Source organism: Streptomyces albospinus, assembly GCF_014648695.1.
GTDB lineage: Bacteria > Actinomycetota > Actinomycetes > Streptomycetales > Streptomycetaceae > Streptomyces > Streptomyces albospinus.
Genome location: NZ_BMRP01000009.1, coordinates 222,413 through 234,865, shown reverse-complemented (window position 1 = coordinate 234,865; position 12,453 = coordinate 222,413). Strand labels below are relative to the sequence as shown.

The 12,453-nt window shown below is 72.7% G+C and carries 12 protein-coding genes; 4 read left to right on the top strand and 8 right to left on the bottom strand.

Going from position 1 to position 12,453, the window contains the following annotated elements; all coding sequences use genetic code 11:
* Positions 1 to 43 precede the first annotated feature (43 nt).
* The 3 genes from IEZ17_RS15565 to IEZ17_RS15555 form a co-directional block, all read right to left on the bottom strand.
* A complete protein-coding gene (locus IEZ17_RS15565; protein ID WP_229852283.1) occupies positions 44 to 1,453 on the bottom strand; it encodes a DUF2637 domain-containing protein in 1,410 nt (469 codons plus the stop codon).
* Positions 1,454 to 1,544: 91 nt separating this feature from the next.
* Complete coding sequence (locus tag IEZ17_RS15560) at positions 1,545 to 2,258, bottom strand: DUF3558 domain-containing protein (RefSeq protein ID WP_189300438.1); 714 nt, start codon at positions 2,256 to 2,258, stop codon at positions 1,545 to 1,547.
* Positions 2,259 to 2,458: 200 nt separating this feature from the next.
* Positions 2,459 to 3,316: a hypothetical protein gene (locus IEZ17_RS15555; RefSeq protein WP_189300436.1), complete on the bottom strand. Its 858-nt coding sequence runs from the start codon at positions 3,314 to 3,316 to the stop codon at positions 2,459 to 2,461.
* A 162-nt stretch (positions 3,317 to 3,478) separates the two neighbouring features.
* Here IEZ17_RS15555 and IEZ17_RS15550 point away from each other — a divergent pair, with 162 nt between their 5' ends.
* Entirely contained in the window at positions 3,479 to 4,672 is a 1,194-nt protein-coding gene (locus tag IEZ17_RS15550; protein ID WP_189300435.1) for an RtcB family protein, read from the top strand.
* Here the strand turns inward: IEZ17_RS15550 and IEZ17_RS15545 are convergent.
* The 4 genes from IEZ17_RS15545 to IEZ17_RS15530 form a co-directional block, all read right to left on the bottom strand.
* Positions 4,662 to 5,375, bottom strand: coding sequence for a DUF2306 domain-containing protein (locus IEZ17_RS15545; protein ID WP_189300434.1), 714 nt, complete (start codon positions 5,373 to 5,375; stop codon positions 4,662 to 4,664). The two genes, IEZ17_RS15550 and IEZ17_RS15545, sit on opposite strands and share 11 nt — an antisense overlap.
* Positions 5,376 to 5,856: 481 nt before the next feature.
* Positions 5,857 to 6,645, bottom strand: a complete 789-nt coding sequence (locus tag IEZ17_RS15540) for an SDR family NAD(P)-dependent oxidoreductase (RefSeq protein ID WP_189300433.1) — start codon at positions 6,643 to 6,645, stop codon at positions 5,857 to 5,859.
* A gap of 321 nt (positions 6,646 to 6,966) precedes the next feature.
* Positions 6,967 to 7,302, bottom strand: coding sequence for a YnfA family protein (locus tag IEZ17_RS15535; RefSeq protein WP_159503065.1), 336 nt, complete (start codon positions 7,300 to 7,302; stop codon positions 6,967 to 6,969).
* A gap of 277 nt (positions 7,303 to 7,579) precedes the next feature.
* Positions 7,580 to 9,211: an FAD-dependent monooxygenase gene (locus IEZ17_RS15530; protein WP_189300432.1), complete on the bottom strand. Its 1,632-nt coding sequence runs from the start codon at positions 9,209 to 9,211 to the stop codon at positions 7,580 to 7,582.
* A 102-nt stretch (positions 9,212 to 9,313) separates the two neighbouring features.
* Here IEZ17_RS15530 and IEZ17_RS15525 point away from each other — a divergent pair, with 102 nt between their 5' ends.
* Positions 9,314 to 9,970 carry a TetR/AcrR family transcriptional regulator gene (locus IEZ17_RS15525; RefSeq protein ID WP_189300431.1) on the top strand — a complete coding sequence of 219 codons (657 nt, stop codon included), beginning with the start codon at positions 9,314 to 9,316 and terminating at the stop codon, positions 9,968 to 9,970.
* A gap of 256 nt (positions 9,971 to 10,226) precedes the next feature.
* On the opposite strand, the gene IEZ17_RS15520 is transcribed toward IEZ17_RS15525, so the two are convergent.
* Positions 10,227 to 10,676, bottom strand: coding sequence for a MazG-like family protein (locus IEZ17_RS15520; RefSeq protein WP_373299826.1), 450 nt, complete (start codon positions 10,674 to 10,676; stop codon positions 10,227 to 10,229).
* Positions 10,677 to 10,813: 137 nt separating this feature from the next.
* Between IEZ17_RS15520 and IEZ17_RS15515 the strand changes: the two genes are divergently transcribed.
* Together IEZ17_RS15515 and IEZ17_RS15510 are read left to right on the top strand one after the other, a co-directional pair.
* On the top strand, positions 10,814 to 11,413 hold the full coding sequence (locus IEZ17_RS15515; RefSeq protein ID WP_189300429.1) for a cupin domain-containing protein: 600 nt from the start codon (positions 10,814 to 10,816) through the stop codon (positions 11,411 to 11,413).
* Between the two features lie 290 nt (positions 11,414 to 11,703).
* Complete coding sequence (locus tag IEZ17_RS15510) at positions 11,704 to 12,453, top strand: SDR family NAD(P)-dependent oxidoreductase (protein ID WP_189300512.1); 750 nt, start codon at positions 11,704 to 11,706, stop codon at positions 12,451 to 12,453.

The following is a 12,453-nucleotide window of genomic DNA, read 5'->3' as shown; positions in this document are numbered from 1 at the left end:
GGTCGTTCCTGCGGCCCGCGCGTTCCCGTGGGGCGGGCCGTTCCTACGGGATGTGCTCGGCTTCCAGCTCCATGCGGATGCGGGTGCGGAACTCCCGGACGAAGCCGCGCAGATAGCGCTCGCTGAGCGGCCCGCCGTCCCGGCCCGCGTACCCGTAGAACTCCAGCAGATAGCGGCCGAACTGCCGGGAGTCCGGGAAGTCGTTCTTCTCCGCGACGTACTCGCGGAACGCGGCGAAGTACTTCTCGTCGCGCGGCGCGCCGTCGGGGACGTCGAGGGGGTCGGGAAGGCCGGCGGGGTCGGGGTCGGGGAGAGCGGTCGGCGCCTCTTCCTGGACGGCCTCCGGGACGGTCTCCTGGATCGCCTCCTGGATCGCCTCCTGGACCGCCTGCGGGGCGCCGTCGGGGCGGATGTCGGCCCGGCCGCCGGGGAGGCCGGCGCCCGCACTGCCCAGCGGCCGGCTGCGCCCCGGCCCCACGGGAACGGTCAACTGGGCCGCGGGAGCCGGGAGTTCATGCTCGGGCTCGGGCTCCGGTATGGGCTGCGGAACCGGTACGGGCTGTGGAACCGGTACGGGCTCGGGACCCGGTGCGGGCTCGGGACCGGCCTCGGCCTCGGCCTCGGGTTCCGGCGCCCGGGCGGCTGCCACCGCGGGCCGGGGAGCGTCCGCCGCGGCCCGGGACGCGTCCCGTACGGCTTCGGCGGCACCCTCCCGGGCAGCGTCGCCGGCGGCTCCGTCCCGTGCGGGAGCCGGCAGTGCGATCCCGGCCGCGGCCAGACCCGCCGGCGCCGTCTGCGCCAGCGGTACGCCGTACCGGGCCAGCCGCAGCGGCATCAGTGACTCGACGGGGGCCCGGCGGCGCCAGCCGCGTCCGTAGCGGGCCCGCAGCCGCGCCTGGTAGACGAGGCGGTCCTGCTCCAGCTGGATGACCTGGTCGTAGGAGCGCAGCTCCCACAGCTTCATCCGGCGCCACAGCCGGAAGGTGGAGGGGAAGGCGAGCAGCCAGCGGGTGAGCCGGACGCCCTCCATGTGCTTGTCGGCGGTGATGTCGGCGATCCGGCCGACGGCGTGCCGGGCGGCCTCGACGGCGACGACGAAGAGCAGCGGGATCACCGCGTGCATGCCGACGCCCAGCGCGTCGGGCCAGGCCGCGGCCCCGTTGAACGCGATGGTCGCGGCGGTCAGCAGCCAGGCCGTCTGGCGCAGCAGCGGGAAGGGTATGCGGATCCAGGTGAGCAGCAGGTCGAGGGCCAGCAGGACCACGATCCCGGCGTCGATGCCGATCGGGAAGACGACCGCGAAGGCGCCGAAGCCCTTCTTCTCGGCCAGTGCGCGCACCGCGGCGTAGGAGCCGGTGAAGCCGATGGCCGCGATCAGGACTGCCCCGGCGATCACCACGCCGATCAGGACGCGGTGCGTACGGGTCAACTGCGCGGTCTGTGTCGCGGACACCCGCGGTCCCTCCCCGGACTCGGCGAATTGGCGCGCATAGCGTTGCACACCCGTTCCCGCCGGGCCGGGGAGGGCCGGGACGGGCGGTCGGTCAGGCGTTGGCCTTGGCCCCGGCGGCGACGGCCTCCTTGGCGGCGGCCTGGGCGAGCTTGAGCAGGTCGTTGCCGTTGGGGGTGTCGGCACCGGCCATGCCCGCCCCGTTGTAGTTGATGGTGACGACGATGTTGGCGGTGCGGGCCACGATCGTCGTGTTCTTGAAGTCGTTGTCGTCCTTGCTGATGTCGTACGTGACGGCGGTGGCGGCGTCACCGGTGCCGGCGGTCGGCGCCGCGGCGACCTTCTTGGCGCCCTTGGTGCCCTTCGCGTCGGCGATCTGCTTGGTGTAGAAGTCCGTGGCGCGCTTGTCGCCGGAGCCGATGGCCGGGTCGGAGTCGTAGCGCTGGTAGGCGACGTCCAGCCAGCGGAACTGGGTGCCGTCGACGCCCTGGTCGTCCGAGCTGCTCCAGGAGCAGGCGCCGCGGGCGGCGGTGTCGGTGGACTTGCCCTGGCTGCCGGCCGCGTCCTTCACCTTGGGCAGCATCTTGTTGATGGTGTCCTTGGAGAAGGCCTCGCACGGGTTCGGCAGCTTCTTGAACTTCGCCGCGGCGACGGTCGGCGACGGGTTGCCGGCGCTGCTGGACGAGCCGGAGGGAGCACTGTCACCGGAGCTCTTGGCGCTCGTCGAGCCGGAGCAGCCGGCGACGAGCAGCACCGGTACTGCTGCGCAGGTGAGAAGGCTGGCGAGTCGCTTGGCTGAACGGTGCATGGTTCCTTCGCTGTTCGTCGTCGTGGAGTCGGCACGGACCCTTGTGGAGCGGGTGCCCTGCCTCGGGGACGGTGCGGGGCTAGAGGGCACGGTACGCGGCGGAGCGAGGGGTGTGGCCGTTTCGCGGCGAAGTGCACGAGAGGGCAATTCGGGCATAAGTGGCCCTAGTTGCCCATTCGCGGCGATCGGAACTTACGGCGCTATTCGCTGAGGTGGTCGGACAGCTCGCTGCCCAGCGCACGGGCCTTGTCCTGCAATTCCTGGCTTTCCGGCAGCTTCGTCTTGTCCACGGACCACTGGTCGTAGGCGATCGTCACGATGACGTTCGACGTGCGAAAGACCACAGTGACGTCGCGGTGCACTCCGGAGTCCGTGGTGACCAGTTTGTCGTTGAGGAACGCCGCGTCGCCGAGGTTCTCAAGGACGCGCGGGGCGAGCGGGCTGCCGGGGCTCGCGCCGGGGTCGGACGGGGTGGCGGACGGCGCGGCGGCGCCGCCGTTCGCCTTCTTCCCGCCGGCGTCGGCGCCCTGGTCCGTGGGCTGGTCCGTGGGGGCGCCCTTGGGGCTGGCCTCGGCCGAGGGGGAGTCGGAGCTGCCGGCCGGGATCTTCGCGGCCTGCTGCTTGCCCGTGTAGATCTCCTGCGCCCGGTCGTCGTCGCTGACCGCGGCGTCGTACGAGACCACGCGCTGGATGTCGAGGGTCAGATGGCGGGTGCCCTCGCTGGTCTCGCGGGTCCACTGGCAGCCGACGCGGCGGTCGGCGTCGTACGTGACGTCGGCCCGGCCGGCGTAGATCTTCGCGGCGTCGGCCTGCGACAGGGGCTGGCCGTCGCCCGGCAGCATGCTGCGCACGGTGTTGCGCGAGGGCAGTCCGCAGGCTTCAGGGAGGGTCTGGTAGCGGCCGGGCTGGGCGGACTGGGCGGACGTGGCGGCGTCGCCGCCCTTGCCGTCGCCGCCTCCGGTGCCGGTGGCGGAGCCGCTGGTGCAGCCGGTGAGGCCGGCGGCCAGTGCCGCGGTGACCAGCAGCGCGGCACCGGGGACGAACGATTTGCGCGGCATCGTTCGCGGCTCCTTCCCTGCGGAAATGCGGTTGCCGCCGGGTGGCGGCGGGTGGACACAATGTCTACCGCACGTCTTGCCGCACACGCCGGTCCGGCGTCCATGATCGGATGCATTGTCCGTCTTTTGCTTTTTTCGGATTTTCGGGGGAATGAGTCAGTTATGTCGTACACCGAAGTACCTGGTGCCCAGGTACCGATCCGGATGTGGACCGACCCGGCCACGGTCGAGGGTGTCGCGATGCAGCAGCTGCGCAATGTCGCCACGCTGCCGTGGATCAAGGGCCTGGCCGTGATGCCGGACGTGCACTTCGGCAAGGGAGCCACCGTCGGCTCGGTCATCGCGATGCGCGGTGCGGTCTGCCCGGCCGCGGTCGGCGTCGACATCGGCTGCGGAATGAGCGCCGTCAAGACGTCGCTCACGGCCAACGACCTCCCTGGCGATCTGTCCCGGCTGCGGTCCAAGATCGAGCAGGCGATTCCGGTGGGCCGCGGGATGCACGACGAGCCGCTCGACCCGGGCAGCATCCACGGCTTCCCGACGGCGGGCTGGGGCGACTTCTGGACCCGTTTCGACGGGGTCGCGGAGGCGGTCAGGTTCCGTCAGGAACGGGCCGCCAAGCAGATGGGCTCGCTCGGTTCCGGTAACCACTTCATCGAGTTCTGCCTCGACGAGAGCGGCTCCGTGTGGCTGATGCTGCATTCCGGCTCCCGGAACATCGGCAAGGAACTGGCCGCGTTCCATATCGAGCAGGCCCGGAAACTGCCGCACAACCAGGGGCTGGTCGACCGCGACCTCGCCGTCTTCATCGCGGACACCCCGCAGATGGCGGCGTACCGCCACGACCTGTTCTGGGCCCAGGAATACGCCAAGCACAACCGCGAAGTGATGATGGCCCTCTTCCAGGACGTCATCCGCAAGGAATTCCGCAAGGCCCGGCCGGTCTTCGACCCGGTGATCTCCTGCCACCACAACTACGTGGCCGAGGAGCGCTATGAAGGCATGGACCTGCTGGTGACCCGTAAGGGCGCGATCCGGGCGGGCAGCGGCGAATACGGCATCATCCCGGGCTCGATGGGCACCGGTTCGTACATCGTCAAGGGCCTCGGGAACCCCGCGTCCTTCAACTCCGCCTCGCACGGCGCCGGCCGCAAGATGAGCCGGAACGCCGCCAAGAAGCGGTTCTCCACCCGTGATCTGGAGGAGCAGACGAGGGGCGTGGAGTGCCGTAAGGACTCCGGGGTGGTCGACGAGATCCCCGGCGCCTACAAGCCGATCGAGAAGGTCATGGAGCAGCAGCGGGACCTGGTGGAGGTCGTCGCCAAGCTCAAGCAGGTGGTGTGCGTCAAGGGGTGAGCGATGCGGGGTGCGGCGCGCCGGGCGCCGCACCCCGCTGCCGCGGTGCGGGCCGCGCCGCCGGCCGCGCGCGCCGCCGCGCCGCGGCACCCCGCCGGCGCTGGATCAGATACTCGGCGGCGAACAGATTGACGACGAGCGACAGCCAGGACGTGGCGCCGGCGATGTCGTGCCCGGCGGCGAGGGCGTCGCCCCCGTACGCGATGGGGTCGGACAGCTGGGCCGCCACGAGATGCTCGATCAGCGGCTGGATCAGCCGTGAGGTGAGCGCGGCCAGCGTCAGCGCGACATTCCGGATCATCCAGTGCCGGTGATCGGCGTACCGCCGCTGCCGGGCGCTGCGGTAGCCGGCGACACCGGTGGCGATCCACAGGGCGTCCAGCACCCCGAGGGAGAGCTGATTGCCCACCCCCAGCGGGACCAGGTAGGTGACCGGAACGCCGATGAGGGCGGACGGAAACACCCCGCCGAAGAAGTACGCCCGGCCGGTCCACCGGTGCACGGCCGGATACCGGCGCCGCAACCAGGGCCAGCACTGGGCGAGTCCGGTGACCACGGCGACGGCGGCGGTGAAGATGTGCGCCACCAGCAGCGCGTAATGCAGCTCGCTCCGCGGCGGCACCCGACTCGTGCGCAGATCGGGCGGTACGTAGGCGCCGACCGCCCGGGCCGTGACCACCAGCGCGATGATCACCAGCGCCACGGCGACGCAGGCACCCAGCCGGCGGCGGGCGCGGCGGCGCCCCGATGCGGGTCGGTGTGCCGATGCGGGGTGGTGTGCCGATGCGGCTTGGCGTTCCGATTCCGGTTCTGGTCGTGGTCGGGGCTCTGGCCGGTGTTCTGGTTCCGGCCGGTGTCCCGGCTCCGGTCGGCGCTCTGGTGCGGGTGGTTCGGTGCCGCGGGCGGCCGAGGAGGGCGAGGTGGATGTCATGCGTCCACTGTCGCGGCGGGAAACCCCCGGCACACGGGGCCTGCACACCCAGTAGGGGTGTACTCAAGCCCTCTGTTCAGCCCCCTGTTCGGGGGCGGGGGTGGATGTCCGGAGGGCGGAGTGGGGCGGGGCGGGGGCGAGGGCCGGGGCAGCGGGCCCGAGCTCCCGGGGTGGGGGCTAGGGACCGCTGCCCTGGCGCACCGGGCTCCTGGCCCAACAGCCCTCGGTGTTCCTGCGCTTGGCGCCACAGCCCTCAACTGGTGCGGTGGACCTTGGTGTTGGATGCCTGGGCGCGCGGGCGGACCACCAGGAGGTCGATGTTCACATGCGGTGGGCGGGTGATCGCCCAGGCGACGGTGTCGGCGACGTCCTCCGCGCTGAGCGGCTCGGCCACGCCCTCGTAGACCTTCGCCGCCTTGGAGCTGTCGCCGCGGAAGCGGGTGGTGGCGAACTCCTCCGTCTTGACCATCCCGGGGGCGACCTCGATGACGCGTACCGGCTCGCCGCACAGCTCCAGCCGGAGCGTCTCGGCGATCACGTGGGCGCCGTGCTTGGCGGCGACATACCCGCCGCCGCCCTCGTACGTACCGTGCCCGGCGGTGGAGGAGAGGACGACGACGGTGCCCTCGCCCGATGCGGTCAGCGCGGGGAGCAGCGCCTGCGTCATGTGCAGGACGCCGAGCACATTGACCTCGTACATCGCGCGCCAGTCGGCGGGGTCGCCGGTGGCGACCGGTTCGGCGCCGAGCGCACCGCCGGCGTTGTTGACCAGCACGTCGATGGAGGGGAAGCGGTCGAGCGAGCGCGCGAAGGCGTCGACGGCGGCCCGGTCGGTCACATCGAGCGCGTACGCCTCGGCGTGCGGCAGTTCGGCGGCGAGCATCTCGATGCGGTCCTTGCGGCGGGCGGTGAGCACGACGCGGTAGCCGGCGGCGGCCAGGGCCCGTGCGGTCGCGGCGCCGATGCCGCTGCTCGCTCCGGTGACGACGGCGGTACGGACGTCGGCGGTATCGGCGTTGGCGGCGGCGGCCTCGGCGGTCATGACGCTCTCCCTTGCGGACGGTGCGGGGCGGTGCGGTACTCGGCTGGTGCTGGTGCTGGTGCTGGTGCTGTGCTGGTACGTCGTGGTGCGGCCGGCATGGGCGCTGCGGCTGGCTGAGCGGTGTTACTTGTGTTGCTCATATGGTGCAGGTGACTCATGCGGCTGGTGCGCGTCGTGCTTGGCCAGGATATGCAGTGGCGGCTGCCTCGTTGAGCGGGACTGGTGGGTGGAGGCGGTCGGCCGCGGGAGTGGGTCGGGTGGAGTGCTGGGGGTGCTCGGTTGCGCCCCGGCGGCATCGGGTCCGGTCCGCGCCGGCCCAGCTCAGCGACCCCGTGGGGCGTACATGATCACGGCCATACCGGCGAGGCAGATCAGTGCGCCGATGACATCCCACCGGTCGGGGCGGTAGCCGTCCGCGACCATGCCCCAGGCCAGCGAGCCGGCGACGAACACCCCTCCGTACGCGGCGAGGATGCGGCCGAAGTGGGCGTCCGTCTGGAGCGTGGCCACGAAGCCGTACACCCCGAGCGCGATCACTCCTGCCCCGATCCACGCCCAGCCCTTGTGCTCCCGCACTCCTTGCCAGACCAGCCAGGCACCACCGATCTCGAAGAGCGCGGCGACGACGAACAGGGCTGCGGAGCGGGCGATGAGCATGAGGCCCAGCGTAAGGAAGGCCGAGCCCGGGCGGGGACGGGGCACGGATCGCCGCCGGGGGCCGACAGAACCCGGTGTCGGCAGAACCTGGTGTCGGCGGAACCTGGTGTCGGCGGAACCTGGTGTCGGCGGAACCCGGTGTCGGCGGAACCCGGTGTCGGCAGAACCCGGTGCCGAGAGAACCCGGTGCCGAGAGAACCCGGTGCCGGGGAACCCGGCGCCGGCGGGCCTGGCGATCCCGGTCGGCGTGGGCCGTCAGCCAGCAGCGGCGCGGGCCTCAGCCGAGAGGGTCCGGCTGTATTCGCGCGGCGGGGCGGACCGCGTCCGCGGGGGCGGGGCCGGCCGGCGCGCCGGTCCAGTGGGCGAGGGCGGTGTGGAGGGACGCGGCACGCGCGGCGGGGGCGGTGGCATCGGTGGCCCAGGCGATATGGCCGTCGGGGCGCACCAGGAGGGCGGTGCGGCGGTCGCTCCGCCAGGAGGCGGTGACGACGCGGTCGGGGGAGGGAACGGAGCCGGTGCCCGCGTCCGCCGCCGCTGCGAGGGCTTCGTCCCCGGGAGCGATGAGGACGAACTTGCCCTGGCGGAGGAGCTCGTAGAGGCGGCTGCCGTCGGCCAGCTGGACGTCCGGGGCCCGGCGGCCGGCGAGCGCGTGCGCGCCGCGCTCGGCCCGATAGGCGATGTCGATGCCGGAGACGTTGCCGATCGCGCGGCGGGACAGCGGCGGCAGACGGTTGATGAGCTGGGCGCCGAACCCGCGGGCGGCGCGGCCCGCCGCGGACTGCACCAGCGCGAGCCGGATGATCGCGCCGCTGCTCCGCAGCACCTTCGTGCCGACCGGATGGCGCTCGGCCTGATAGCTGTCCAGCAGGCTGTCGGGGGAGTGGCCCTTCAGCACCGCCGTCAGCTTCCAGCTGAGGTTGGCCGCGTCCTGAAGGCCGACGTTCATCCCCTGGCCGCCGGCCGGGGAGTGGACGTGCGCGGCGTCGCCGGCGAGGAAGACCCGGCCGACGCGGTAGGCGGGAGCCTGGCGCTCGTCGCTGCGGAAGCGCGAGACCCAACGGGCGTCGTGCATACCGAAGTCGGTGCCGAAGGCGAGCCGGGTGACCTCGCGGACCTCGGCGAGATCCACGGGGGCGTCGTCGTCCCGCTGGACATGGCGGTTCCAGCCGATGGCGCGGTACCAGCCGTCGCCGAACGAGCCGATCAGGCCGAAGGCGTCACGGGTGGCGTTGACGGAGAAGGCGGAGTCGGGCTCCTGGGCCAGGCGGACATCGGCGAGCACCACGGAGCGGATCACCGCCTTGCCGGGGAAGGGCAGGCCGATGGCCTCCCGGACGGTGCTGCGCCCGCCGTCGGTGCCGACCGCATAGGACGCCCGGGAACTGCCGATGCCCTCCGCCGTGCGGAAGCGCACCGTCACCCCGTCCGCGTCCTGGTCGAGGCCCAGCACCTCGGACCCGTACCGGAAGGTGACGCCGGCCTGCCGGGCGCGGCGCTCCAGCAGCCGCTCGACCTCGTACTGCGGCGTTATCAGAACGAAGGGGAAGCGGGACGGGAGTCGGCCGGCGGCGAGCACCGCATCACCGAACACCTGGAGGCCGGTGAGCCGGTGGCCGCCGGCGACCAGCTCATCGGCGAGCCCGCGGGCGTCCAGTTGCTCCAGCGAGCGGGCGTGCACGGCGAGGGCGCGGCTGAGATTGCTGGTGGTGTCGTCGCGGCGCTCCAGGAGCGTGACGGCGAGGCCGGCCTCGGCGAGGTCTCCGGCGAGCAGCAGCCCCGTCGGGCCCGCGCCGACGACGAGGACGTCCGCGTCACGGCCCTCGGCGCCGCCCCCCGCGGGGCGTGCGGTCGCGGTGCCGCTGCTGGGGTGGGTGCTGGTGTCTCCGGGCTTGCGGTTGAGTGCGTCCATGACTGCCGCCTCCTGTGCCAACGCGTGTTGGTCAACGCTTGTTGGCAAGCGTAGGGCACCCGCGTCTGGCACGTCAACAGTCGTTGGCCTACAGTTGTTGGTATGCCCGAAAGTGCCCCCTCCGGCAGGCCCGCGATCACCCCCGACGTGGACCTCGACCCGCCCCCGGTCGCCTCCTCGGCCCCCGACGCCGGGCAGCATCCGCGCCCCCGCCGCTCCGCCGCCACCCGCGCCGCGATCCTCGCCGCCGCCCGCGACCGCTTCGCCGCCGACGGCTACGAGCGCGCCACGATCCGCGCCATCGCGCGAGATGCCGGCATCGATCCGTCGATGGTGATGCGCTACTACGGCAACAAGGAAGGCCTCTTCGCCGCCGCCTCGGAGATCGATCTGCACGCCCCGGACCTCACCGCGGTGCCGCCCGAGGAGCGGGGCGCCCGGCTCGTGCGCCACTTCGTCGAGCTCTGGGAGAGCGACGAGACGCTGACCGGGATGATGCGCGTCGGCGTGACCAATGAGGCGGGCGCGGAGCGCATGCGACAGGTCTTCGCCGAGCAGGTGCGGCCACTGCTCGACGCGATCTGCGAGGTGCCGGAGGAGGCGCCGACCCGCGCCGCCCTGGTCGGGTCGCAGATCCTGGGCATGGCGCTGTGCCGCTACGTCCTGCACGTCCCGCCGGCCGTCGACCTCACCCATGACGAACTCGTCGCCTGGCTGGGTCCCACGGTCCAGCGCTATCTCACGGCAGAAGCCCCCTGAGGGGCGAACGATTCCACCTGAGGGGCGACCGAAGCCCCCTGAGAAACGGCCGCATCCGCTGATGTGTCGTCAGGAGTGGCGGGGCGGACGACCCGGAGGCCGCCTCCCCGCCGACTCCTCGCAGCCCCCACAGGCACGCTCAGGAGCAGCGCTCAGGCACAGCTCCCACGGACAGCGTCCGGGAAGAGTTCTCAGGAAGAGTTCTCAGGGACAGCGCTCAGGAGCAGTCCTCCAGAGCAGTCCTCCAGAGCAGTCCTCAGGCCGGGGCCGAGGGCCCCGGCACCCGCCCCGCGACCCGCGCCAGATTCCCCTCGAACACCCGCTGCGCGTCAGGCGTCAGCGTGCGCAGGGCCACCATCGCCGTGACGATGACATCGCACAGCTCACTGTGGACGTCGTCCCAGGTGTGGCTGTGGCCCTTGCGCGGGTTCTGGCCGACGGCCCCGATGACCGCCTGGGCGACCTCGCCCGCCTCCTCGGAGAGCTTGAGGATCCGCAGCAGCCGCTCCTGCTCCGGCGGCAGCGGACTTTCCCGGTCGAGCCAGCGCACGAGCCCGTCGACGGTCTCCCAGAGCGCCCCGTCGAGAGCGGCCGGGGCGCCGAGGGCGGCCGAGGCATCAGGGGCAACGGAACCGGAAGCTCCGGACGGACCGGAATCAGAGGCTCCGGACGCACCGGAACCGAAAGGAGCAGCGGCAGCAGACATGGCCCGATTCTGCCGCCGGGTCCGCATTCCGCGCCCCCCTCGCCCCTAGGGTGAGGCGACGCCCGGCGCTGCCGGAACGGGTGAGGCGACGACCCGGCGGCGCGGGCACGGCGGACGAGTGGGAGGCGGCCAGGCCGATGGACGAGCACCCCGCGATGCCCAGGGAGCGGTTCCCCCAGGAGTTGATCGAGTTCTACGGGCTGGCGCCGCTGCCCCGTGAGGGCGGCTGGTACCGGCGCACGTGGGCCGGGCCCCAGCGGCCCGACGGACGGCCCGAGGGGTCGGCGATCGTCATGCTGCTGACCGCCGAACCGGGCGTCTTCTCGGCGCTGCACCGCCTGCCCACCGACGAGATCTGGCACTTCTACCGGGGCGACCCGCTCACCCTGCTCCTCCTCTCCGAGGCCGGCCGTACGGCCACGGTCACGGCTACTGCCGAGGCCGGCAGCGGGAGCGGCGACAGTGGGAACGGCGGCAACGGGACCGGCGGTGGCGGAGCCGTGGCCCGTACGGTCGTCCTCGGGTCGGACGTACTGGGCGGCCAGCACGTGCAGTTCACGGTCCCGGCCGGCACCTGGATGGCGGCCGAGGTCGCCGAGGGCGGCGCCTGGACGCTCTTCGGCTGCACCATGGCGCCCGGCTTCACCTTCGAGGACTACGAGCACGGGGACGCGGGGCAGCTGACCGCGCGGTTCCCGCAGGAGACGGCCCGGATCGGGGCGCTGAGCCGACCATGACAGAGCCGACGGCCCCTGGTCTGCCGAACGCCGCGGGAGGGGCGGCTACTCCCGAACTCCCCGACCAGCAGCGGAAATCCGGCCACCTCGGCCCCCCGGAACACCCTGGCCACCGAGACCATCGAGACCAACCAGATCAGCCAGACCAACCAGATCAGCCAGACCACACGGCGCACTCGGCGCACTCGGTGCACCCCTGCCACCCAAGTAATTCCGGCGACCCAGGGCGCCCAGGCGCTCCCGGCCGCCAGGACGCCCCCCTTCGCCCCGTCGGCTCCGCGCTCCCCGACCTGACCGGGCAGGTCGTGCTCGTCACCGGTGCCGCGGGCGGTATCGGGCAGGGCATCGCGCTGCGGTTCGCGGCTGCGGGGGCGGACGTCGTGGTGCATTACCGGGCGGGCGGCGGGGCCGCGCGGGCGCTGGTCGAGCGGATCGAGCGGGACGGCGGGCGCGCGCTGGCGCTCGGTGCCGACCTGGCCGTGGAAGAGGAGTGCCACCGGCTGGTCACGGAGGCCGCCGGGTGGCGGGGGCGGCTGACCGGGCTGGTGAACAACGCCGGGGTGCAGCCCACGCAGGAGCTGGCGGGCATGTCGCTGGCCGACTGGCGGGCCGTGGCGGACCCCAACGTGCACAGCGTGTTCGCCTGCACCCAGGCCGCCGCGGAGGTGATGCGCGCGGGCGGCGGCGGGTCGGTGACCCATATCGCCTCCATCGAGGCGGACCGGCCGGCGCCGCGGCACGCCCACTACTGCGCCTCGAAGGCGGCGGTGGTGATGCACGCCCGGTCGGCGGCGCTGGAGTACGGGCCGTACGGGATCCGTGTCAACAGCGTCTCGCCGGGGCTGATCGCCCGGCCCGGCCTCGCCGAGGACTGGCCCGAGGGGGTGCGCCGCTGGCAACAGGCGGCGCCCACCGGGCGGTTGGGCCGGCCCGAGGACATCGGCGACGCCTGCGTCTTCCTCGCCTCGCCGATGGCCGCCTGGATCACCGGCCACGACCTCGTCGTGGACGGCGGAGTCTCGGCCCGCCCCACGTGGTGA

Excerpts from the sequence above, each read along its gene's own strand:
- IEZ17_RS15560 (WP_189300438.1), bottom strand. The coding sequence starts at position 2,258 with ATGCACCGTTCAGCCAAGCGACTCGCCAGCCTTCTCACCTGCGCAGCA.
- IEZ17_RS15555 (WP_189300436.1), bottom strand. The coding sequence starts at position 3,316 with ATGCCGCGCAAATCGTTCGTCCCCGGTGCCGCGCTGCTGGTCACCGCG.
- IEZ17_RS15550 (WP_189300435.1), top strand. The coding sequence starts at position 3,479 with ATGTCGTACACCGAAGTACCTGGTGCCCAGGTACCGATCCGGATGTGG.
- IEZ17_RS15540 (WP_189300433.1), bottom strand. The coding sequence starts at position 6,645 with ATGACCGCCGAGGCCGCCGCCGCCAACGCCGATACCGCCGACGTCCGT.
- IEZ17_RS15535 (WP_159503065.1), bottom strand. The coding sequence starts at position 7,302 with ATGCTCATCGCCCGCTCCGCAGCCCTGTTCGTCGTCGCCGCGCTCTTC.
- IEZ17_RS15530 (WP_189300432.1), bottom strand. The coding sequence starts at position 9,211 with ATGGACGCACTCAACCGCAAGCCCGGAGACACCAGCACCCACCCCAGC.
- IEZ17_RS15525 (WP_189300431.1), top strand. The coding sequence starts at position 9,314 with ATGCCCGAAAGTGCCCCCTCCGGCAGGCCCGCGATCACCCCCGACGTG.
- IEZ17_RS15520 (WP_373299826.1), bottom strand. The coding sequence starts at position 10,676 with ATGTCTGCTGCCGCTGCTCCTTTCGGTTCCGGTGCGTCCGGAGCCTCT.
- IEZ17_RS15515 (WP_189300429.1), top strand. The coding sequence starts at position 10,814 with ATGGACGAGCACCCCGCGATGCCCAGGGAGCGGTTCCCCCAGGAGTTG.